This window comes from Natronobacillus azotifigens, from assembly GCF_026805325.1.
Classification (GTDB): Bacteria; Bacillota; Bacilli; order Bacillales; family Amphibacillaceae; genus Natronobacillus; species Natronobacillus azotifigens.
On sequence record NZ_JAPRAT010000004.1, the window covers coordinates 12,030 to 35,010 of the forward strand.

Here is a 22,981-nt window from a genome sequence, read left to right on the forward strand (position 1 = left end):
CCTTTATGAAAAATTCGTAACTCGATTATTTACCAACCACGGTCTTGCATACGTTCTTCAGCTTTAATGGTACTGATTTCAATACCTTTCATTGGGGTACCGATTCCTTTTGATACTTCGCCAATTAATTTGTAGTCTTGATAATGTGTTGTTGCTTCAACAATTGCTTTCGCAAATTTAGCTGGTTCATCTGACTTGAAAATACCAGAACCAACAAATACACCATCTGCTCCTAATTGCATCATTAAGGCAGCATCAGCAGGTGTAGCTACACCACCAGCAGCAAAGTTAACTACAGGTAAACGTCCATTTTCTTTAATATCAACTAATACTTCATAAGGTGCACCTAGTTCTTTAGCAAATGTCATAATTTCATCGAATGACATCGTTGTAAGTTTACGAACTTGAGCTTGTACTTCACGCATGTGACGAACAGCTTCTACAATATTTCCTGTTCCTGGTTCCCCTTTTGTACGTAACATAGAAGCACCTTCACCAATACGGCGTGCCGCTTCTCCTAAATCTCTACATCCACATACAAATGGTACTGTATAGTCTTTTTTATTTAGATGGTACACTTCATCAGCAGGTGTTAATACTTCACTTTCATCAATATAATCAACACCCATAGCTTCGAGTACTCTTGCTTCCACAATATGACCAATACGCGCCTTTGCCATTACGGGAATTGATACTGCGCTCATTACTTCTTCTACTATTGTTGGGTCGGCCATACGTGCTACGCCACCCGCTGCTCGAATATCAGAAGGAACACGCTCTAAAGCCATTACTGCTACTGCTCCTGCTTCTTCAGCAATTTTCGCTTGTTCTGCATTGACAACGTCCATAATGACGCCACCTTTTTGCATTTCTGCCATTCCTCTTTTTACACGATCTGTACCTAAATTCGCCATCTTTCATTCCCCCTATACATTCGCCAAAAATTCTTATCATTTTCAGTACTATTATTCAACATTGTATACTAAATTAATCCGTTTGCGCAAGCCTATCTTGGCTATCTATTCTACAAGTTTACACAAATTTCAAATTCATTTTCAATTTCCGACCGATTTAGGTGGATATAGCAGATTTTTAGACGCTTTCACTATATTTACTAAAATTCTCAAAAATTAAGTTCCACCGACTCGCATCTTTAAAACAATTATGATTATAGTATGTATAAACTGTGGGGTGTGAATCTAGGTTTAAGTAGGCGTTTCAGCAAGGTTGCAGCTTTTTTTAGGGTTTAACCTAGGCGAAAGTGGTCGTTTCGACGAGGTTGCAGCTCTTTTTAGGGATTAACCTAGGCGAAAGTGGTCGTTTCGACGAGGTTGGTGCCATTTTCTGCCCTAAACCTTGGGGAAAAAACCGCCTTAAAGTTACAGTATTTTTTGATGCCCACCCCCACGTAAACATCATTAAAGTGAGAAGAAAAATCATTTACCTCACTATTTGAGTCTACTATGTAATCAATTTTTTATAAGTTTGCATTAGTAAAACGAACTCGTTTTTTAAAAAAATATATTCTACCAACAATAGGTGTATGCTAAATGATCATAGAAAAACTCCACTTAACGTATGATCGTTAAATGGAGTTTATTTTCTCACTATATAAAAGAACTTTCATTTCGTGCGTTTATCCCGGAGCAACCGTCCGTAAGACTCCCACTTTAAAACAACGAGAATATCGTGGGAGTATCGGACGCTAGTACCTCGAATGGTTCAAAGGCCTTTAGGTCATCCTTTAGGGCTAACAATCAGTAGGGAAACACCTAAAAACCCCCACTGATTGAAGTTTCACTTTATTAGGAAAACCAACCAGTTACAGTATCTACTACAGAAGAAAAGATCCCACTGAAAAAGTCACCAATTGCTCCCATCGTAATCATAAACCAATTTGCTTTATCTACTGAAGTTGTTGTCACTAAATCAACTACCTGTCCTTCTTTATCTGCTAATATATTCCCGTAATTTGCATTACCCTCATAAACTAATTCCACGGTTCCAATCTTTTCTCCTTCTTCTATCGGAGCGATTAATTCACCGTTTTCATTAAGTTTTTCTTCATCGATATGATATTGAATAGAATAAGCATCTTCTTCTCCAATACGAACCATTGCAGACAATGCTTCGCTCAATTCAACTTCTACTATATCTTCTCTTCCTCTACTAACAGCAATAGATTCTTGATCTTCTAGTTGATAGCCAGCAGGAAACAATTCTTGTTCATTAAATTCACCATAACCATATTCCATTAATCGCTTTGTTTCTTGAAAACGCGCTCCTCTACTATCGGTACGCATTACTACTGATATTAAACGACGTCCATCACGAGTTGAAGTACCCGTAAACGAATACCCTGCAGCTGTTGTAAACCCGGTCTTTAATCCATCGATTCCTTCAAAGTAATAGGGAGCAAAATTAGTATTATCCCATGGCAACATCCAGTTCAAGTTTTCTAATATATGACCATCTAACTCGGACGTAATTGTACTAGAAAAATCTAACGCTTCTGGATAATCATTTACCAAGTGGTATGCTAACAACGCTAATGAACGTGCAGACAAAAGATTATCATCAGTAGGACTTGTCCCTTCTGGATAATTTTCTCCTAACAATTCATTTGGTAGACCAGTAGAGTTAACAAAATGAGCATCAGGAAGACCCATTTCCTCGGCTTTTGCATTCATCATACGTACAAATTCACCTTCAGAACCAGCGATTAACTCTGCTAATGCAATCGTAGTAGCATTATCTGATATAATCGCCATACCTTCATATAATTGATGAACAGTATAATCTTTAGACTGAGTCAATCCAATCCCTGAAGAAACCACATCAGCTGAAATAGTGTAAGCATAATCGCTAATTTGTGTCGTTGTATCCCAACTAATTCTACCTTCATCTATAGCTTCTAAAACAAGGTACTCAGACATCATCTTAACCATACTTGCTGGTGGTAATTTTACATCAGCATTTTTAGCGAATAGAATTTCTCCTGTATCACCATCTACCAAAATAGCAGATTCTGCTTCTGTATCTATTCTAGAAGCACTTACTTCTAAAGTGTTTATATTAAAGAAAGTAACCAACAAAACAAAAATTAACATACTAGAAAAGACTTTGTTTCTTATATTTCTCAATTCATTATACCTCCAGCAAATTTTATCTACCTAAATTATTTTAGCACAGGTAACAGGAAAGGGAAATGGACTTTCGACTATATTTTCTTCTAATATTTTCATATCAGCTTTACTCTATTTACTGTTGATTTTTTACTAAAAAAATCTTGAATTAGTCTTGAGACAAACTCGTCAAAAAAAGACTACTAACATCGAAATGGCTAATTTTTCTAAAATTTACTTATTAATTTTCACATCATTTTATCATGAAAAACTTAATTCAAAACTTCTCTATTTACTCGAAAAGATAGAAATAATTAATCTTCTTTTCAATGCGATATTTATCCGAAAAAAAGACCCTATCGTTGCCTATAGGGGCGAACACTTTATTATTAGATTCATCAAATTGATCACTGCTTATCACTTTTAAATTTCAATCAAACAGGAGTATAAAATTAGTGGATCTTCTTTACATCTTTCATAACAATTGATCAATAGCTTTGATCTTAATTTTCTTTTGGCCTTGTTGTTTTAGCCAACCTTCTTTTTCAAGTTTTGCTAGTATACGACTAACTGTCTCAGGTGACGTACCTAGATAAGTAGCTAAGTCTTTTCTTGTCATCGGTAACTGAAGCGTTGCTTCGTTTTGCCCATTCGGCATTAATTTTGCTAAAAAACGAACAAGCCTAACTTCAACCTTTTCTGTTGCTACTCGTATTGTTTGTTGCTCTGCTTCTTCTAAGCGTTCCGCCAAACGATTCAATAACCGAATTGCAATAGCAGGAAAACGAACAAGCAATTTATGAAGGTCTGATCGAGCTATTTTACATATTTGAGCATTTTCCATGACTTTTGCATAAGTTTCATGCTCACTTTCTAGAAAAAGAGCCAACTCTCCAGTAAAGTCGCCCGGTATCAGCAAACGGACAAGCTGCTCTTTCCCTGTGTCTGATAAACGATATAAACGCACCTTACCCGTATGAATTACATATAAAGCATCTGATTGATCGCCAGCATGAAACAGATGGGTACCGGCAGGTTGTTGAGTCGAGCTAATCATTTCCATTACTTCAGCTAATTGTTCTGGAGCCAAGTGGTTAAAAATAGGGACCATTTTCACACACCCTTGTAGCGAACAATCATTGGTTTGTTTACTAGTCATTTTAACGACCTCTCCTTCTTAAAACGTATTAACCGCATACCATTAAGGATGACAACTAATACACTTAATTCATGAATAAACATTCCTGACGCTAAATGAATCGTCTGATTTAGAACACCAAATAATAAGATAAACACCGTTACTAGCGCAATGGTAATGTTCTGTATCCGGTTTCGAACTGTTTGTTTAGCTAACCGGAATGCATGGAATAATTGGTCTAGCTGATCAGCCATTAAAACAACATCCGCAGTTTCTATCGCCACATCCGTCCCGCTCATTCCCATGGCAACACCTGTATCAGCCAATGCTAGGGCAGGTGCATCATTAATGCCATCGCCAACCATAACTACCCGTTCACCATTTGCTTGGAATTGTTTGATATGATCCAATTTATCATTAGGCATCAGTTCAGCATAAACTTTATCAATACCCAATTGATCGGCCACGGCTAAAGCTGTTCGTTCGTTGTCTCCTGTTAGCATAATCATTTTTTTAGAACCAGAGCGTTTTAATTGCTCGATCACATCTCGTGCTTCAGGACGTATTTTGTCAGCAATCATAATTAACCCCATCATGTTTTTTTCACACGCGACAAAAATGACCGTTTGCCCTTTCGATTCTTCTTCTTGAGCTAACAAATGTGTGTCCTCATCAAATTCAACCTCTGCATCTTTTAACAACTGTCGATTACCAATTAACCAACGCTTTTCATCCAGTATAGCACGAACGCCTTGTCCTTTAATGATTTCAACAATTTCTTTAGGCTCATCAAATTTTAAATTTCTATTTTTCGCTTCTTGGACAACTGATCGACCAATATGGTGCTCAGATGCATTTTCGATTCCTGCGATTTGAGCCAACCACTCATTCTCATCAATTTCACTCCGATTAATAATCTTAGTAACCTCAGGTTTACCAAGTGTTAGTGTTCCTGTTTTATCAAAGACAAATGTCTTAACCTTACTAAAGCGATCAATCGCATCTCCCCCCTTCATTAACACTCCGTTTTTCGCCCCATTTCCAATACCCGCTACATTTGAAACAGGGGCACCAATAACTAAAGCTCCTGGGCAGGCAATTACTAGAAAAGTGATCGCTAAATGAACATCGTGCATAATAAGATAAACAATAAGCGATAGAATCATTACACCTGGTGTGTAATACTGTGCAAAACGATCTAAAAAACGCTCCGTTTTTGATTTCGCATCTTGTGCTTCTTCAACTAATTCAATAATCTTGGCGAATGCAGTAGCCTCACCAACTTTTTCAGCCTTAACTTTAATGAATCCTATATCTACAATCGTACCACTATAAACATAGTCCCCACTTTTCTTATCAACTGGCATACTTTCACCTGTTATCGTTGCTTGATTAATGGTAGCTTCGCCTTGTACAACTTCACCGTCAACAGGTACTTTACCACCAGCCCTGACAATAATTTGGTCATTTTGATTCACCTCTTCAACGCGGACGATAACCTCTTTGTCTTCTCTGATCACTGTCGCTTTTTCAGGCGCAAAATCGACTAACGATTGGATCGAAGCTCGCGTTTTAGCCAACGTACGTGATTCTAGAAAACTACCAAACAAAAATAAAAAAGTTACTACGGCAGATTCGAGATACTCACCAATTATAAGTGCACCGATAACAGCAATACTAACAAGGAGTTCAATACTGAATAACTTTAGCTTAATTGCCTGATACGCATGATAGAAGATAGGAACACTTGCAATAATTGTCGCTAATACAAGTAGAGGATCAGCCACCTTCCCTATACCCATAAGGGGAAATACAAAAGCTAAACCAATTAATAAACCTGATGCAATTATGATTTTATTTTTATAACGTTGCAAGATCTTTGCCATACATGCTCCTCCTCGTAATGATGAGGGCACAGGTCCCTATTTGACCTATGCCTTGTCACATTATTTGACTTGATACCCTAAATTCTCAATCGTTCCTTTTATCTCTGATTTATTCGTTTCGTTCGGATCAAAAGTTACTTTCACTTTACTTGAATTAAACATTAATTGTGCAGACTCAACACCAGCGATACGTAACACGCCAGTTTCAATCTTCTTTATACAACTCGGGCACCCAAGCTGCTCTAACTGTAAAATTACTTTTTCCATGTTGTTCTCCCCTTTCTTTGTTGCTTTAAGCATACTGAAAAAAAGAGAAACAAAACTTGATCATGATCAAGTTTTAAAAAATAACTTTATTTTATTTAAAATTTAGCTAAGCGTAAACAATGCTGACTATATGAAAATTCTAAAATAACTGTCGCATAACTTTTTGTGGAGTCTATCTCAAAAATCAATCTTATTGTTGATATGAAATGGATGTGATATGGAATAATAATTACAGTTATTATTACAGCGTCTGTATAAACTGTTCATTAGCGAGTCTAGGTATGTAAGTGTTTTGACGAGGTTAGAGCACTTTTTTGGGGTCAACCTAAGTGAAAGTGGTTGTTTCGACGAGGTTGAAGCTCTTTTTAGGGTTTAACCTAAGTGAAAGTGGTTGTTTCGACGAGGTTGAAGCTCTTTTTAGGGTTTAACCTAAGTGAAAGTGGTCGTTTCGATGAGGTTGAAGCTCTTTTTAGGGTTTAACCTAAGTGAAAGTGGTTGTTTCGACGAGGTTGAAGTTCTTTTTAGGGTTTAACCTAAGTGAAAGTGGTCGTTTCGATGAGGTTGAAGCTCTTTTTAGGGTTTAACCTAAGTGAAAGTGGTCGTTTCGACGAGGTTAGGTGCATTTCCTGCCCTGAACCTAGGCGAAAAACCCACCTTAAAGAAGTTACAGTACTTTTTGATCCTCCATCTTCATGTGAACATTTTTATGTGAAGAAGATAAATCACTTACTTCACAGTTTTTGTCTATTATGCCGTAAGCAAATAGGCATAAAGAAAAAAAGACTACTACCATCGAAATGGCTAATAGTCTTTTTGAGCTGTTTATTGAACAGAATAGTTCGGTGCTTCTTTGGTAATTTGTACATCATGTGGATGTGACTCTCTTAGTCCCGCTCCAGTCATTCGAACAAACTGTGCATCACGACGGAAAGATTCAAGATCTTTAGCACCACAATAGCCCATACCAGAACGAAGGCCTCCTAATAACTGATGAACTGTATCTGCGATTGGTCCTTTATAGGCAACTCTACCTTCAATACCTTCAGGGACTAATTTTTTTGCATCATTTGTATCTTGGAAATAACGATCTTTGGAACCAGATTTCATTGCTGCAACAGAACCCATGCCGCGATATACTTTATAACGACGGCCTTGGAAAATTTCTGTTTCTCCCGGACTTTCCGTTACACCAGCAAACAAGCTACCTAACATTACTGCATGTGCACCAGATGCTAATGCTTTTGCGATATCACCAGAATATTTCACTCCACCATCAGCAATAATAGGAACACCAAATTTAGCAGCTTCTACAGCACAATCATAAACTGCTGTAATTTGTGGTACACCTACCCCTGCAACAACTCTTGTTGTACAGATAGAACCTGGACCAATTCCGACCTTTACAGCTGTAGCACCCGCTTCAATTAATTCTCTAGTAGCATCTGCTGTTGCAACATTACCAGCGATAATGTTTAAATCAGGATATTTTTCTCTCACATTCTTCACTTGTTCGATAACACCTTTCGAATGCCCGTGTGCTGTATCAATAACAATAACATCCACACCAGCCTCAACAAGCTTATCAATTCGTGTTATCGCGTCACCAGTTACCCCTACTGCAGCGCCTACTAATAAACGACCTTGCTTATCTTTTGCTGAGTTAGGGAATTCAATCACTTTCTCGATATCTTTAATTGTAATTAGTCCCTTTAAAACACCCTTATCGTCAATCAACGGTAATTTCTCAATCCGGTGTTTTTGAAGAATTTTACTTGCTTCTTTTAATGTTGTCCCTACTGGTGCAGTAACTAATTTTTCACTAGTCATTACTTCAGAAATTTTAATCGAGTAATCTTCAATAAAACGTAGATCTCGGTTCGTCAAAATCCCTACTAAAATTTGCTCCTCATTGTTATTGACAATAGGAACACCTGAGATTCGGAATTTCCCCATCAAATGTTCTGCGTCAAACACTTGGTTATCTGGTAAAAGGAAAAATGGGTTCGTGATTACACCACTTTCAGATCGTTTTACCCGGTCAACGTGCTCTGCTTGATCTTCAATCGACATATTCTTATGAACAATACCCAATCCACCTTGTCTAGCCATTGCGATTGCCATTTCTGCTTCCGTTACCGTATCCATACCAGCACTGATTAATGGAATGTTTAAATGAAGTGTTTCCGATAATGAAGTCTTAATTGATACATCTCTAGGTAAAACTTCTGATTTTGCAGGCACCAATAGTACATCATCAAAAGTTAAACCTTCTTTTACGAACTTGTCCTCCCTCATTGTTATCCTCCTTATTGGTTTCTCTTTATTTTTCATTTATTCTTACTAGAATAAAACCATGCAATTCTTATTGTTATTTACAATACGACATTGTGACTTTATTTTCAACCTTTTTTCGAATTTAACTAGTGCTTAGATCCCAAAATGCAAAAAACAAATCAAAAAAATGATTTGTTCTTTTGCATTATAAAATAATCGACTCGATCGTTACGTTGTTGTGCGTATCTAGTACGATAAATTCTTTTGTTTTTTTTGTGAAAACCATTAGTTCTTTTTGTTTTCCTAGTTTTATAGAACTAATTTCCGCCGCTTCCCCATTTGATAGCTTCACTTTCGCTCCACCCATCACATTCTCTATAAACGAGACAAAGGTTTTGAAGATTTCTGTGTCGAATTGAATATCAATTAATTGATACATGTCCGAAATCACTTCAAAAAAGGGACGGTTATTTTGATAGAAACGTTCAGATGTCATCGCATGGTATGCATCAGCTATAGCAATAATTTTTGCATAGGAATGAATTTTATCTGAAGTTACCCCTAAAGGGTAACCTGTACCATCTAATTTTTCATGATGCTGTAAGATTGCTAGTTTTGCAGGCTTCCCTATTGAAGAGCACTTTTCCACAAAACGATAAGAATAGGTAGGGTGTTTTTTTATTTCTGTAAACTCACCTTCAGAAATAGCCCCTTTCTTTTCAAATAGGGAACGGTTCATTTTAGCCATACCACTGTCTGCTAAAAATGCAGCAATACTGATTTGAACCCATTCTTTTTCCCAACCTAAGCGTTTGGATAATAATGCGGTCAGTAAGCTGATTGCTACACTATGATGATAGAAATAATTATCTTTTGAAGCTTGATTTGCTAGCAATAAAATTTGCGATTTTGCAAAATCAACTCTTTCTAACAAAGGTACAATCAATTGACGAACATCTTGAATTTCGATTGGTGTACCACTTTGCCAGCTCACAAATAGTTTCCGGTAGTGATCAACTACTTGATGATAATGTTCAAGAAAGGTTAACTTGTGTTCTTTCGTTGTACTGAAGTTGCTTAGTTGATCTATTTGATCTATTTGATCCAATTCTTGCGGTTGAAACGGCAGACCATTTGCTAGCCTGGAGGCTACTTCAACTTCCTCGATAAGAAAGCTTTGTAATACTTGGATATGAGTCTCAGAAACGATTGTGTCTTTTTTGACAATCGGATGGTTGGTTTTCCCGTAAATATCTTCTGTTATCACACAATTTGGAACAAGTTGCAAGGGATGTACCTGCAAAATGATCACCCACCTTAGATTCAATCCATTAACAAAAGAGCGAATTCAGAGCGATTGTTTCAAACCGCTCTATTCTTCTTGTACCTCTTCAGCTAATGGTTCAACAACATCTTCTAATTCTTCTTCTTTCAATTCGATTCGCGCAACTGTAGCTACTTTCTCTTCCTCTTGAATACGAATCAACCTTACACCTTGTGTATTACGACCTGTTTTTGATATACCTTCTACTGGCATACGTATCAATACACCAGAAGCTGTAATAATCATAATATCTTCGTCTCCGGTAACCGTCTTAATTGCTACCACTTTTCCTGTTTTCTCCGTAATGTTACAAGTAGAAACCCCTTTACCACCACGATTGGTAATCCGATACTCTGATTCATGCGTCTGCTTTCCGTAACCATTTTCTGTTACGTTTAATATATGATAGCCATCTTCAATAATTTCCATAGAGACGACTTCATCATTTTCTCGTAAAGAAATACCTTTTACACCTGCAGCAGTACGTCCCATGGAGCGAATTTGCTCCTCTTCAAAGCGAATTAATGAACCATTTCTTGTCCCAATCATGATATGCTTTTGTCCATCCGTTAGACGAACAGAGATTAACTCGTCTTCCTCACGTAAATTTAAGGCTATTAAACCACCTTTACGAATATTAGCAAACTGAACAAGTGGAGTACGTTTAGAAACACCATACTTCGTCGTAAAGAATAAGTAGGAATCTTTCTCAAACTCATGGACAGTAATTACTGCATTAATCCATTCTCCTTTTTCAATTTCTAATAAATTTATAATCGGTAGCCCTTTAGCCGTTCGACTAAATTCAGGGATTTCATAACCTTTTAATCGATACACTTTTCCTTTATTTGAAAAGAATAACACCGTGTCATGTGTAGAAGTAGAAACCAAATGTTCGACAAAATCGTCTTCATTCGTATCCATTCCTTGGACACCACGACCTCCACGACGTTGTGTTCGGTACGTCGATGAAGGGAGACGCTTAATGTAACCTTGATGAGTTAACGTAATGACGATGTCTTCCTCTGGAATTAAATCTTCATCTTCAAAGAAATCAATGCCACCAGAAACAATTTCAGTTCTACGTGTATCATTAAAGCGTTCTTTAATTTCCAACAATTCTTCACGGATAATCTCTAACACTTTTTCTTCATCTGCTAGAATTGCCTTTAATTCACTAATGAGCGTTAATAACTCATTATATTCTTGTTCAATCTTTTCACGCTCTAATCCTGTTAAACGTTGCAAACGCATATCTAAAATCGCTTGTGCTTGTTTTTCTGATAAGTCATATTTCTCGATTAAACCAGTACGAGCAATATCAGCTGTTTCAGATTGACGAATCAACGCGATAATTTCATCAATATGATCAAGAGCAATTCTTAAACCTTCTAGAATATGTGCTCTTGCTTCAGCTTTTTCTAATTCATATTTCGTTCTACGTCTAATAATTTCTTTCTGGTGTTCTAGATAGTATTCTAACGCTTGTTTTAGGTTCAATACTTTTGGTTGTCCATCAACTAATGCAAGCATGTTAATACCAAATGAAGTCTGAAGAGATGTCTGTTTGTACAGATTATTCAGTAAAACATTCGGGTTCGCATCACGTCGTAATTCAATTACCATCCGCATACCGTTCCGGTCCGATTCATCGCGTAAATCAGTAATGCCCTCAATTTTCTTATCACGAGCTAATTCTGCAATCTTCTCCACTAATTTCGCTTTATTCACCTGGTATGGCAATTCACTTACAATGATACGGGATTTACCGTTAGCTTGTTCCTCTATTTCAGCTTTCGCACGAATAGTAACAGAACCTTTTCCCGTTTCAAAAGCTTTTCTTATCCCAGATCTGCCAAGGATCATTGCACCTGTTGGGAAATCAGGACCAAAAATATGATTTTCCATTAACTCATCAATCGTTATTTCCGGGTTTTCACTAACTGCTAAAACAGCATCAATGGTTTCTCCTAATTGATGTGGAGGAATATTGGTCGCCATCCCAACCGCGATTCCCGAAGCACCATTGACAAGTAGGTTTGGAAAACGTGCAGGTAGAACAACAGGCTCTCGTTCAGATCCATCATAGTTATCTGCGTAATCAATCGTATTCTTGTTAATATCACGCAACAGTTCCATGGAGATCTTAGACATTTTCGCCTCTGTGTAACGCATCGCAGCAGCTGGATCACCATCGACCGAACCAAAATTACCATGACCATTGACAAGCATATAACGATAACTAAAATCTTGTGCCATTCGAACCATTGCTTCATAAACAGCCGAATCACCATGAGGGTGATACTTACCAATAACATCACCAACGATACGAGCAGATTTTTTATAAGCCTTATCCGCATGCATACCTAAGTCATTCATTGCATATAATATTCTTCGATGAACAGGTTTTAATCCATCACGTACATCTGGTAGCGCTCTAGCTACGATTACGCTCATTGCATAATCCAAAAAAGAAGTACGCATTTCTTTACCAATATTTATTTCTTGTACTTGTGGACGTTGATTATCCACCATACGATTACCTCCTATCCGGATGAGGACACTACTTTTTCACTAAACTGTTAAATATCTAAATTTTTCACATAAACGGCATTTTCTTGAATGAAATTACGACGTGGCTCGACTTTATCGCCCATTAGCATATCAAAAACTTGATCTGCTTCAATGGCATCATCAAGATTAACTTGCAACAGTGTACGATTGTCTGGATCCATCGTAGTTTCCCAAAGTTGGGTAGCATTCATTTCACCTAAACCTTTATAACGCTGTAGTCCAGGTCTTGGTTGTTTCGGTAATTCACCTAAAATTCGTTCTCTTTCTTTCTCATCATAAGCATAATAGACTGCTTTTCCTTGTTGTATTTTATACAATGGTGGTTGGGCAATATAAATATATCCATGGTCAATCAATGGGCGCATATAACGATAAAGGAATGTTAAAAGTAATGTACGAATGTGCGCACCATCGACATCGGCATCTGTCATGATAACAACTTTATGATAACGTGCTTTCGTAATATCAAAATCCTCTGCGATCCCAGTTCCTAGCGCAGTAATCATCGAACGAACTTCATTGTTTGATAAAATTTTATCTAGTCGAGCTTTTTCGACATTAATAATTTTACCACGTAGCGGTAAAATTGCTTGGAAGTGTCGATCTCGTCCTTGTTTTGCAGAACCACCTGCAGAGTCACCCTCTACAATATACAGTTCACTTACTGTAGCATCTCTCGAAGAACAGTCTGCTAATTTACCAGGTAAATTAGAAATTTCTAATGCGCCTTTTCGTCTGGTAAGTTCACGTGCTTTCTTTGCTGCCATTCGAGCACGAGAAGCCATTAATCCTTTTTCTACAATGATTTTTGCTGTGTTCGGATTTTCAAACAAAAACTTATGGAATAATTCACTGAATGAAGAGTCTGTAATCGTTCGTGCTTCGCTATTCCCTAATTTCGTCTTCGTTTGTCCCTCAAATTGTGGATCTGGATGCTTGATTGAGACAATCGCTGTTAATCCTTCTCGAACATCATCCCCTGTTAAGTTCGGATCATTTTCTTTAAAGAGATTATTTTTTCGTGCGTAGTCATTGATCACTCTTGTTAATCCTGTTTTAAAACCAGATTCATGCATACCACCCTCGTATGTATGAATGTTATTCGCAAACGAATAAATATTACTTGCGAATCCATCATTGTATTGAATGGCAACTTCTACCGTAATACCTTGTTCTTCTTTTTCAGCAAAAAATGGTTCATGAAGTACTTCCTTGGAATGATTTAAATGCTCAACATAAGATTTAATTCCACCTTCATAGTGAAACGTTTCTTTTTTCTCTGCTTCGCCACGTTTATCCTCGATCGAAATGGTCAGTCCCTTATTCAGAAAAGCTAGTTCACGTAAACGATGAGATAGCGTACCATAATCATATTCTGTCGTCTCAGTAAAAATAGTAGGATCAGGAGTAAAATGTATTCTTGTCCCCGTAATATCGGTTTCTCCGATTTCCTCTAATTCATGATTTGGAATACCTTTTTTAAAGTCTAGATAATGAATCTTACCATCACGATGCACATAAACTTCTAATGATGTCGATAGTGCGTTAACAACAGAAGCACCAACTCCATGTAGTCCACCAGAAACTTTATAACTACTGCTATCAAATTTACCCCCAGCATGTAATACGGTCATGATGACTTCGACTGCTGGGCGACCTGTTTTTTCATGAGTTCCAACAGGAATCCCGCGACCATTATCAATAACAGTAATACTATTGTCTGGCTCAACCGTCACTTGAATGTGATTACAATGTCCCGCTAATGCCTCATCAATACTGTTATCAACAATTTCCCAAACTAAGTGATGTAACCCTTTGACACTTGTTGACCCGATATACATACCCGGTCTTTTTCGAACAGCTTCAAGTCCTTCTAATACTTGAATCTGATTTTCATCGTATTGTTGTTCCTGTAAATTGTTTTCTTCCATTGCCATTTTTTTCACCTACACTTTTCATTTAGGAGATACAAATGTATGTACGACCCATTTTTTAATTCTAAGTCCAACCTTATGTTTCCGATATATCTAAATCACTATAATCCTCTAAATTACTGATCGTATCCATCATATTTGCTCGCTTTTTAAGGGTTAGGATAGATAAAGGACTATAGTAAATGTATTTTTTGGTAATCACAATGGATTTTGTTTCTTCTTCTTCTAAACCAAACGTTTTCATATTCTTTTCCTGATTTTCCATCATTTCGTCGTTAATTGTAGAAGACTTTATATATTGTTGATCAATAATAGCAACTACATCCTCTGATTGAATGACATGATCTCCACCGATATGAATAAACATTGCTCATCCTCTTTTCTATTATCGAATAATGGTTCCATTTTTCACTTCAAATAATTCAGCTTGTTGAATGGTTTCGTGTTGAATATCACTAACACTTGTTGTGGATACAAATGTCTGAACTTTTCCTTGAATCGTATGAAGTAGATGGGATTGACGATAGTGATCTAACTCGCTTAAAACATCGTCTAGTAAGAGAATGGGGTATTCGCCAACTTCACTTTTTATTAATTCTATTTCTGCTAATTTTAAAGATAATGCCGTTGTACGCTGCTGACCTTGAGAGCCATAGGTTTGCACATCTTTATCATTTACGAAAAATAATAAATCATCACGATGGGGTCCAAACAATGTGCTACCTCGTTCAATTTCTTTATCCATATTATTCATAAAAGCAGATTGATAGCTTGTTTTTATTTTCTCCCTCTCTGCTGTTTCTGATACATCAATCGAGGAGAAATACGTAATGGTTAATCGTTCTTTATCATCACTTATCCCTTGATGAATCGGGATTGCCCATTTCCGTAATAAATCCAAAAATACAAAACGTTTTTCAACAATTATTGCTGCATGTTCAATTAACTGTTCGGTCAAGACTTCTAGCATTGTACGATCATTCGTTTGTCTACGTTGAAGATTTTTTAATAAATGATTTCGCTGTTTTACTATTTTTTGATATTGACCGAGATGATAAATATAAACAGGTTGTATTTGTCCAATTTCCATGTCAATAAAACGTCTTCTGATCTGTGGACTACCTTTAACTAAATGTAAATCTTCTGGTGCAAACATCACTACATTTAAGGCTCCAATATAATCACTGAGACGTCTCTGTTCCATATGATTCAGTTTTGCAATTTTTCCTTTCGTTGAAAATTGCATCTCCATCGGAAAGGTTTGATTTCGTTTAAAGACCGTTCCTTTTATTTTAGCATAGTTTTGTTCCCATTGAACAAGTTCTTTATCTCGGGAAGTACGATAAGATTTAGAAAAGGCTAGTACATAAATGGCTTCCATCAAATTGGTTTTGCCTTGAGCATTTTCGCCAATAATCACATTTACTTTATCAGCAAATGATAACTGTAGATCTTGATAATTACGATAATTGGTTAGGTGCAGATCTTTAATATACATAGTTCTTTCCCTAGTTATTTTGCTCTTTCACAATTTGAAAAGCACCAATATCTTCAATCTCAATGACGTCATCTACGTATAATTTACGACCTCGACGTTGATCTTGCTCACCATTAATAAACACACTATACTCTGATAAAAAAATTTTCACCATACCACCAGTATCAATTACATTTGCTAACTTCAAAAATTGTCCTAATGGTATATATTCTGTGTGAATAGCTATTTTTTCTGTAGCCATAGGTTACCACCTTTCTTTCTAATTCGATTGAACTCCCCTTATAAAAACTAATTCAATTATTTTTGTTTTTTCTCTAGATAAAAGCACGATCATCTTTACCCTGAAGCAACCGTCCATAAGAGTCCACTTCTAAACAACAAGAAGATCCAAGTTGTTTAGAGGGAATAACTCGTAGTTTCAAGACAAAGGCTTCTAACGCCATTATGTCATCCTTTAGGACAACAATCAGTGAGAAAACATATAAAAATTTTCACTGATTGAAGCCTCACTTTATCTTCTCTCTCTATTTTACTAAAGTTTCTGCAATAAGCAAAGTACCCATATTTATATTGGAGGTCTTTATCACGAAAAGAGGATAGAGTAAGAAGTTTTACTCTATCCATAAAAATTTTCAATTTAATATGTTCGTACTGGTAAAATTAATTGTAGAATTTGTTCATTATCCATCGGACGAATAATGAATGGGCGCATGGCACCTGTAAATTCAATCTTAACCCGATCTTCTTGAATAATCTTCAACGCATCAATCATATATTTTGCACTAAAAGATATTTTTAATTCTTCTCCTTCAATAGTATCGGTGGTTACTTCTTCCGTAACTTGCCCAACTTCAGGAGTATTGCTACTAATTTCTAGTTGATTGTTTGCTTTTGTTTGCAATTTCACTACATTATTTCGATTCTCTTTTGCCAGTAAAGAGGCACGATCAATCGCTTGTAAAAGTTCTTTTGTTTTCGTCAGAACAGTTGTTTTACTTTGATCAGGAATCAAACGTGATGTTTCTGGATAATTTCCATCCAAAAGTCTTGATAGGAAATAAAGATTTTTTGTTTGGAACAAAATTTGATTTTCGGTAACACTAATCATAATTGTTTCTTCATTATCATCAATTATTTTATTCAATTCAGCTAAACTTTTACCGGGAATAACAATATTATCAAAATCTAATTGATCATTTTCTGTAGATAATGGTATTTTTCTTGATGCTAATCTGTGACTATCTGTTGCTACAAAATCTAACTGATCATTTTCTAAACGCATATTCACTCCAGTTAAAATGGGTCTTGTCTCCACTGTAGAGACAGCAAATACGGTTTGTCGGATTAGCTCTTTTAATAAGTCATTTTTTAGTTCAAAACTATTATCTGTATGTAATACCGGTAGTTGCGGATATTCTACAGCATCTTGACCATTTAAATGGAATTCTGAACCTCCTGATAAAATCGTTACTTGAAATTGATCATCGGTAACAATTTCAACCGTTTTTAACGGTAATTTGCGAATAATATCTGGAAAATATTTCGCTTGAACAACAATACTACCAGTTTCAATTTCTTCAACATTGATTATTCCATCTTCTTCTTTAGGGATAAAAGATTCGATCGAAATATCAGAATCACTACCAGTTAATTTAATCCCATCTTTTGATGCCTCAATCTTTATGCCAGTTAAGATTGGTATTGTTACTCGTGATGAGATAGCTTTCATTACATGTTGGATACTTTCAATTAGTAAATCTCTTTGAACAACAAAGCGCATGAATCTATTCCTCCTAAGGGAAGTATTATATATATTTTTTTTATAAAAAAATAGTAGTAATAGTAATAGGGGCTGTGAGTATGTGGATAACTAGAAAAAACACCTAGATATTGTTTAATCACAGCCTGTGGATTAATTGTTAATAGGTTTGCACCTCTCGTCCACATTATTCACATGTGGATAAAAGATTCTTTCTATCATTTTATCATTATAGGTTCTTCAATTGTTCTTTAATGTCTTCGATATCTCTATTTAAAAGTTCATCTTCACTTATCATTTTCGATATTTTCTCATGTGCATGGATAACAGTTGTATGATCGCGTCCTCCAAATTCTTCTCCTATTTTGGGTAAGGAAAAATCCGTCAGTTCTCTTGATAAATACATTGCAATTTGACGAGGAAATGCAATTGATTTGGTTCTTTTCTTTGCAGCAAATTCTTCTAATTTTATATTGTATTTTTCTGCAATAACTTCTTGGATTGCTGGGATTGTAATAACTTTCGGTCTAGAGTTTGGAATAATATCTTTTAATGCTTCCGCAGCTAATGATGCGTCTACATCTTGATTAATTAGGGAGGAGTAGGCCACAACTCGAATTAAAGCACCTTCTAATTCTCTAATATTTGTATCAATTTGGTTCGCAATATAAAGCATTACTTCGTTTGGAATTTCTAATCCTTCAGCTTTTGCTTTTTTTCTTAAAATAGCAATTCTTGTTTCTAGGTCTGGAGGTGTAATATCAGTAATTAGCCCCCATTCAAAACGTGATCGAAGTCTATCTTCTAGTGTTGGTATCTCTTTTGGTGGGCGATCACTAGAGATGATAATTTGCTTACTTTCCTCATGTAATGTATTGAAAGTATGAAAAAATTCTTCTTGTGTTTGTTCTTTTCCAGCTAGAAACTGAATATCATCAATTAATAGAACATCTACATTACGATACTTGCTTCGAAAGTTTTCTGCCTTATTATCACGAATCGAGTTAATAAATTCATTCGTAAATTTTTCTGAAGAGAGATAAACGACTTTCGCATTCGGATTGTGATCGAGTACGTAGTGACCAATTGCATGCATTAAGTGTGTCTTACCTAGTCCTACACCACCATAAATAAATAATGGATTGTATGCTTTCGCTGGAGCTTCTGCTACTGCTAAAGAGGCTGCATGTGCAAAACGATTACCAGATCCAATAACAAATGTATTAAACGTATATTTATCATTTAACATAGTTTTTGATGCTTCTTGATTGTTTGTTTCTTTTATGGAGATAACCTTTTGTGCCGCGCTAGTAGATTGATCAATCGCAGTTTCTGTTTCCGGGATAATAAATTTTGTTTTTAATTTTGCACCAGTTACTTCAAATATGGCATCTGATATAAGACTCGTATAGCGGTTCTCTAACCAATCACGAGCAAATTCATTAGGAGCAGAAACGATCAGCGTATCGTCTGTTATACTATCTGCTTTCGTATTTTTTAACCAGGTATCATAACTAGGCTTACTTACTTTTTCTTTAATAGTTACTAGTGTACTTTCCCATAACTCTTCGATATTTTCCAATGACAATTCCCCTTCCTAGTATGAATAATAGATAAATAAATATAAAAAACCTCTCGCAATCTCTGAAAAATGAAGGGAAGATCGAAAGGCACATTGTTTATCTTGTGGATAGATAATCTAGAATACATAGAGAATAATTGATAATATAAAGGCTATCCACAAACATGTGTATAAATAAAATAACAGGGATGTGAATAAATATCCACAGGTTATCCACCGTGTGTGGATAATTGATTTATTTTTCTACAAAATTCACGAGTTAAACACAGTAATGATATCAGAAAAATAGTAGAAGTGCAAGGGTACTTTGGTACTTATCCACATATTTAGGGTATTGTGAGTGAATAACATCCACAAGGGATGAAATTGTGATTATTTTGTCGATAAGTGTTGTGGATAGTATTTTTATGAAAAAAACTGTTCACAGTGGTTGTGGATAAAGAGGTTTTCACTTATGATGTACAAATAGGGTGATTTATCGAGTGATATTCTATATTGCTGTTGACAGATAGACATAGGATTCCGTATAATGTATTGGACTGTCTTTTCTATATGATTTTTAATTCCTCAGGGAGGTGTACTATATAATGAAACGCACATTTCAACCGAATAATCGAAAACGTAAAAAAGTTCACGGCTTTCGCTCTCGTATGAGCACTAAAAACGGACGTAATGTTCTTGCACGCCGTCGTAAAAAAGGTAGAAAAGTATTATCAGCATAGTCCACTGAATTTATTCAGTGGTTTTTTTTCCGTTTTCAACAAAATAGGCTCTCTTTTGAAGTAGTTATGGAGGTAACATTCCATGAAAAAAATGTATCGTTTAAAAGAAAATGAAGAGTTTCAAACCGTCTTTAAAAAAGGGTTGTCATTCGCAAATCGTCAACTAGTTTTGTACTATTTACCTAAGGAAGGACAAGCCCATTTTCGGATTGGGTTGTCTGTTAGCAAAAAAGTAGGAAATGCAGTTGTAAGGAATCGAGTGAAACGTTATTTAAGACAAGCGTTTTTGGAGTTAGAGAACCAGATTGATCAGCAATATGATTTTATTATTATTGCTAGAGTACCGACGAATACGCTCGATTATCATCAAATGAAAAAAAGTTTAACGCATCTATTAATGAAAACAAAGTTGCTTCGTAAATAGTTAGAGAGATACTCTTCTTTTTTCGAATATATCTCTCTGTTTTAGAAACAATACGTAAACGGAGCTTTTCTGGGATGGACGTGGACATGTCCGAAGCTATCTCATGAAATTTCTCTAAAAGATTTTACGAAGAAGATAGAATTGAAGCATAGTTAGTGATAAAATAAGAAAAGATTTTATATATATGTGGGAAGTGAAGGAGGAAAATCATGCGTAAGAAGGTCTTGCTTATATTGGCCTTAATTGGTTTTGTTTTGCTATTAACGGGTTGTGGAGATATAAACGCTGACATAACTGCTGAAAGTGAAGGTTTTTGGGATTCCTATTTTGTGTATCCTTTATCGTGGGTTATTATTAGAGCGGCTAATTTCTTTAATGGAAGTTATGGTTTAGCGATCGTAGTGGTGACTGTTGTAATTCGTTCCCTACTAGTACCATTAAATGTGAAGCAATTAAAAAGCTCAAAAGCGATGCAGGAAATTCAACCAGAATTGCAAGCAATAAGAGAAAAGTATAGCTCAAAAGATGCACAAACTCAACAAAAACTCCAACAAGAAACAATGAAATTATTTCAAGAAAATAAAGTAAATCCGATGGCAGGTTGTTTGCCTATGTTGGTACAGATGCCAATTTTAATTGGTTTCTACCATGCAATTATGCGTACACCTGGTTTAGATGATGGAAGCTTCCTTTGGTTCGAGTTATCTGAGCCAGATCCTTTTTATATCTTGCCGTTAGTTGCTGCGAGTGCTACATTCTTACAGCAGAAGTTAACGATGGCAGGAACGAATACAACTCAAAATGCTGCAATGCCTCAAATGACAATGATGTTGTACATGATGCCACTTATGATCGGTGTAATGTCGATGTTTTTCCCAGCAGCATTATCGCTTTATTGGGTAGTAGGTAACGTATTTATGGTATTACAAACGATTTTCATTCGTAAACCGTTCCAATTTCAACAAAAAGCGGGAGGACAAGGATAGTGAAACAGGTTACTGCTTCTGGACAAACTGTCGAAGATGCGGTCCAATCAGCCTTGATACAGTTAAACACCACAGAGGACCAAGTGGATATCGATGTAATTGATGAAGGTAAAAAAGGTGTACTAGGTATCTTTGGAGCTAAACGTGCAATCGTAAAGGTGAAAGTAAAAGATGATCCGATTGAAGATGCAGCAAATTATTTAAAGCAAATAGCAGCAACATTTGAAAGTGATGTACAAGTTCAAACCACTATAGATGGTAAGTCGATCAATTATGAACTCTCAGGTGAGAAAATCGCCATGTTGATTGGTAAGCGTGGACAAACACTTAATGCACTTCAACATTTAGTTCAAGTAATGATCAATCGATCAACCAATGATCGTTACCGCATCGTTGTTGATGCAGAAGGTTATCGAAATAGACGTAAAGAAACGTTAGAACAATTAGCGCATCGATTGGCGGATAAGGCGATTAAAGTGCGGAAAAATGTGTCGCTTGAACCAATGCCTTCTTATGAAAGAAAAATTATTCATAGCGCATTACAAGATAACGAAAAGATTGAAACATTTTCCGATGGATCAGAACCAAATCGTCATGTTGTAATTAAACCAGCTAGATAAAAAAATTTAATAAGAAATATTTTGTGCCAGTGAGAAGAAACTCACTGGCTTATTTTTATGTTTATAGTATAGACACCTGCTTCAGCCAGAAAATTTAATTATCAATCTTTTATAGTGATGTATATGTTAGTTTGATTAGAAGATTTTAGTAAGAAAGTAGTTGAATTCAAAAAAATATTATTCATGGTAACGATAGAATATAACGATTTTTTTTTACTAATACTCACTTAAAAATCTTCATGCTTAGTAGATATAAAGTGAAACTTCAATCAGTGGGGGTTTTTAGGTATCCCCCACTGATTATTAGCCCTAAAGGATGACCTAAAGGCCCTTGAACCATTCGGGGTGCTAGCGTGCGTTACTCCCACCTAAACAACTTGCTTTTATCGTTGTTTTGAGGTGGGAGTCTTACGCACGATTGCTCCGGGATAAATTGTGATGCAAGTGATTTAATTTCTTCACTTTAATGAGGTTCACATGAGGATGGAGGATCAAAAAGTACTGTAACTTCGTCATAAGATATGATTTTACCTAGGTTGAGGGCGAAAAAATCACATAACTTCATCAAGAAGATCGATCTTGCCTAGGTTGAGAGTAGGAAAAGGCTCTAACCTCGTCAAGATAGCCGATCTTGCTTAGGTTGAGGGTGGAAAAAGGCTCTAACCTCGTCAAGATAGCCGATCTTGCTTAGGTTTAAGATGGAAAAAGCATCCCACCTCGTCAAACCTCATCGAAACGCCCACTATGATCTAGATTCACTTCCTCACAGTTGATAAAAACAAAATAACAGAAAATTGAGGATGGTTGTACTCTAGACATAGATATACTAATTGTAAAAATCAACTATGCACTCTAACAAGCATATTAA

General features: G+C 36.1%; 18 protein-coding genes. 4 read left to right on the plus strand and 14 right to left on the minus strand.

Features of this window, described 5'->3' with window-relative positions:
- Positions 1 to 29: 29 nt before the first annotated feature.
- The 14 genes from pdxS to dnaA all read right to left on the minus strand — a co-directional run bounded on the left by pdxS (position 30) and on the right by dnaA (position 19,361).
- Positions 30 to 914 (minus strand): pyridoxal 5'-phosphate synthase lyase subunit PdxS, encoded by an 885-nt coding sequence (pdxS, locus tag OWO01_RS03120; RefSeq protein ID WP_268778969.1) that lies wholly within the window; start codon positions 912 to 914, stop codon positions 30 to 32.
- A gap of 891 nt (positions 915 to 1,805) precedes the next feature.
- A complete protein-coding gene (locus OWO01_RS03125; RefSeq protein WP_268778970.1) occupies positions 1,806 to 3,143 on the minus strand; it encodes a D-alanyl-D-alanine carboxypeptidase family protein in 1,338 nt (445 codons plus the stop codon).
- Between the two features lie 457 nt (positions 3,144 to 3,600).
- Entirely contained in the window at positions 3,601 to 4,284 is a 684-nt protein-coding gene (locus tag OWO01_RS03130) for a Crp/Fnr family transcriptional regulator (protein WP_268778971.1), read from the minus strand.
- Positions 4,281 to 6,149: a heavy metal translocating P-type ATPase gene (locus tag OWO01_RS03135; protein WP_268778972.1), complete on the minus strand. Its 1,869-nt coding sequence runs from the start codon at positions 6,147 to 6,149 to the stop codon at positions 4,281 to 4,283. Before OWO01_RS03135 ends, OWO01_RS03130 begins: the two co-directional genes overlap by 4 nt.
- Before the next feature lie 60 nt (positions 6,150 to 6,209).
- Positions 6,210 to 6,416 (minus strand): heavy-metal-associated domain-containing protein, encoded by a 207-nt coding sequence (locus OWO01_RS03140; RefSeq protein ID WP_268778973.1) that lies wholly within the window; start codon positions 6,414 to 6,416, stop codon positions 6,210 to 6,212.
- An 822-nt stretch (positions 6,417 to 7,238) separates the two neighbouring features.
- Complete coding sequence (guaB, locus tag OWO01_RS03145) at positions 7,239 to 8,711, minus strand: IMP dehydrogenase (protein WP_268778974.1); 1,473 nt, start codon at positions 8,709 to 8,711, stop codon at positions 7,239 to 7,241.
- A gap of 184 nt (positions 8,712 to 8,895) precedes the next feature.
- A complete protein-coding gene (locus tag OWO01_RS03150) occupies positions 8,896 to 9,993 on the minus strand; it encodes an HD-GYP domain-containing protein (RefSeq protein WP_268778975.1) in 1,098 nt (365 codons plus the stop codon).
- Between the two features lie 69 nt (positions 9,994 to 10,062).
- Complete coding sequence (gyrA, locus tag OWO01_RS03155; RefSeq protein WP_268778976.1) at positions 10,063 to 12,549, minus strand: DNA gyrase subunit A; 2,487 nt, start codon at positions 12,547 to 12,549, stop codon at positions 10,063 to 10,065.
- A gap of 47 nt (positions 12,550 to 12,596) precedes the next feature.
- Positions 12,597 to 14,525: a DNA topoisomerase (ATP-hydrolyzing) subunit B gene (gene gyrB, locus OWO01_RS03160; protein WP_418936193.1), complete on the minus strand. Its 1,929-nt coding sequence runs from the start codon at positions 14,523 to 14,525 to the stop codon at positions 12,597 to 12,599.
- A 73-nt stretch (positions 14,526 to 14,598) separates the two neighbouring features.
- Entirely contained in the window at positions 14,599 to 14,889 is a 291-nt protein-coding gene (gene remB / locus OWO01_RS03165) for an extracellular matrix regulator RemB (protein WP_268778977.1), read from the minus strand.
- 18 nt (positions 14,890 to 14,907) lie between these two features.
- On the minus strand, positions 14,908 to 16,020 hold the full coding sequence (recF, locus tag OWO01_RS03170) for a DNA replication/repair protein RecF (protein WP_268778978.1): 1,113 nt from the start codon (positions 16,018 to 16,020) through the stop codon (positions 14,908 to 14,910).
- 10 nt (positions 16,021 to 16,030) lie between these two features.
- Positions 16,031 to 16,261, minus strand: coding sequence for a S4 domain-containing protein YaaA (gene yaaA, locus OWO01_RS03175; protein ID WP_268778979.1), 231 nt, complete (start codon positions 16,259 to 16,261; stop codon positions 16,031 to 16,033).
- A 396-nt stretch (positions 16,262 to 16,657) separates the two neighbouring features.
- Positions 16,658 to 17,800 carry a DNA polymerase III subunit beta gene (gene dnaN, locus OWO01_RS03180; protein WP_268778980.1) on the minus strand — a complete coding sequence of 381 codons (1,143 nt, stop codon included), beginning with the start codon at positions 17,798 to 17,800 and terminating at the stop codon, positions 16,658 to 16,660.
- Positions 17,801 to 18,008: 208 nt separating this feature from the next.
- Positions 18,009 to 19,361 carry a chromosomal replication initiator protein DnaA gene (gene dnaA / locus OWO01_RS03185; protein WP_268778981.1) on the minus strand — a complete coding sequence of 451 codons (1,353 nt, stop codon included), beginning with the start codon at positions 19,359 to 19,361 and terminating at the stop codon, positions 18,009 to 18,011.
- A gap of 587 nt (positions 19,362 to 19,948) precedes the next feature.
- Between dnaA and rpmH the strand changes: the two genes are divergently transcribed.
- The 4 genes from rpmH (at position 19,949) to jag (ending at position 22,113) form a co-directional block, all read left to right on the plus strand.
- Positions 19,949 to 20,083, plus strand: coding sequence for a 50S ribosomal protein L34 (gene rpmH, locus OWO01_RS03190; RefSeq protein ID WP_017471599.1), 135 nt, complete (start codon positions 19,949 to 19,951; stop codon positions 20,081 to 20,083).
- An 82-nt stretch (positions 20,084 to 20,165) separates the two neighbouring features.
- On the plus strand, positions 20,166 to 20,507 hold the full coding sequence (rnpA, locus tag OWO01_RS03195; protein WP_268778982.1) for a ribonuclease P protein component: 342 nt from the start codon (positions 20,166 to 20,168) through the stop codon (positions 20,505 to 20,507).
- A gap of 209 nt (positions 20,508 to 20,716) precedes the next feature.
- Positions 20,717 to 21,493 (plus strand): YidC family membrane integrase SpoIIIJ, encoded by a 777-nt coding sequence (spoIIIJ, locus tag OWO01_RS03200; protein ID WP_268778983.1) that lies wholly within the window; start codon positions 20,717 to 20,719, stop codon positions 21,491 to 21,493.
- Positions 21,493 to 22,113: an RNA-binding cell elongation regulator Jag/EloR gene (gene jag / locus OWO01_RS03205; RefSeq protein WP_268778984.1), complete on the plus strand. Its 621-nt coding sequence runs from the start codon at positions 21,493 to 21,495 to the stop codon at positions 22,111 to 22,113. The genes spoIIIJ and jag overlap by 1 nt, the downstream gene beginning before the upstream one ends.
- Positions 22,114 to 22,981: the final 868 nt, after the last annotated feature.

What these genes read in the sequence shown, in the direction of transcription:
- pdxS (WP_268778969.1), bottom strand. Translation starts at nt 914, where the DNA reads ATGGCGAATTTAGGTACAGATCGTGTAAAAAGAGGAATGGCAGAAATG.
- OWO01_RS03130 (WP_268778971.1), bottom strand. Translation starts at nt 4,284, where the DNA reads ATGACTAGTAAACAAACCAATGATTGTTCGCTACAAGGGTGTGTGAAA.
- OWO01_RS03135 (WP_268778972.1), bottom strand. Translation starts at nt 6,149, where the DNA reads ATGGCAAAGATCTTGCAACGTTATAAAAATAAAATCATAATTGCATCA.
- OWO01_RS03140 (WP_268778973.1), bottom strand. Translation starts at nt 6,416, where the DNA reads ATGGAAAAAGTAATTTTACAGTTAGAGCAGCTTGGGTGCCCGAGTTGT.
- guaB (WP_268778974.1), bottom strand. Translation starts at nt 8,711, where the DNA reads ATGAGGGAGGACAAGTTCGTAAAAGAAGGTTTAACTTTTGATGATGTA.
- gyrA (WP_268778976.1), bottom strand. Translation starts at nt 12,549, where the DNA reads ATGGTGGATAATCAACGTCCACAAGTACAAGAAATAAATATTGGTAAA.
- gyrB (WP_418936193.1), bottom strand. Translation starts at nt 14,525, where the DNA reads ATGGCAATGGAAGAAAACAATTTACAGGAACAACAATACGATGAAAAT.
- remB (WP_268778977.1), bottom strand. Translation starts at nt 14,889, where the DNA reads ATGTTTATTCATATCGGTGGAGATCATGTCATTCAATCAGAGGATGTA.
- recF (WP_268778978.1), bottom strand. Translation starts at nt 16,020, where the DNA reads ATGTATATTAAAGATCTGCACCTAACCAATTATCGTAATTATCAAGAT.
- yaaA (WP_268778979.1), bottom strand. Translation starts at nt 16,261, where the DNA reads ATGGCTACAGAAAAAATAGCTATTCACACAGAATATATACCATTAGGA.
- dnaN (WP_268778980.1), bottom strand. Translation starts at nt 17,800, where the DNA reads ATGCGCTTTGTTGTTCAAAGAGATTTACTAATTGAAAGTATCCAACAT.
- rpmH (WP_017471599.1), top strand. Translation starts at nt 19,949, where the DNA reads ATGAAACGCACATTTCAACCGAATAATCGAAAACGTAAAAAAGTTCAC.
- rnpA (WP_268778982.1), top strand. Translation starts at nt 20,166, where the DNA reads ATGAAAAAAATGTATCGTTTAAAAGAAAATGAAGAGTTTCAAACCGTC.
- spoIIIJ (WP_268778983.1), top strand. Translation starts at nt 20,717, where the DNA reads ATGCGTAAGAAGGTCTTGCTTATATTGGCCTTAATTGGTTTTGTTTTG.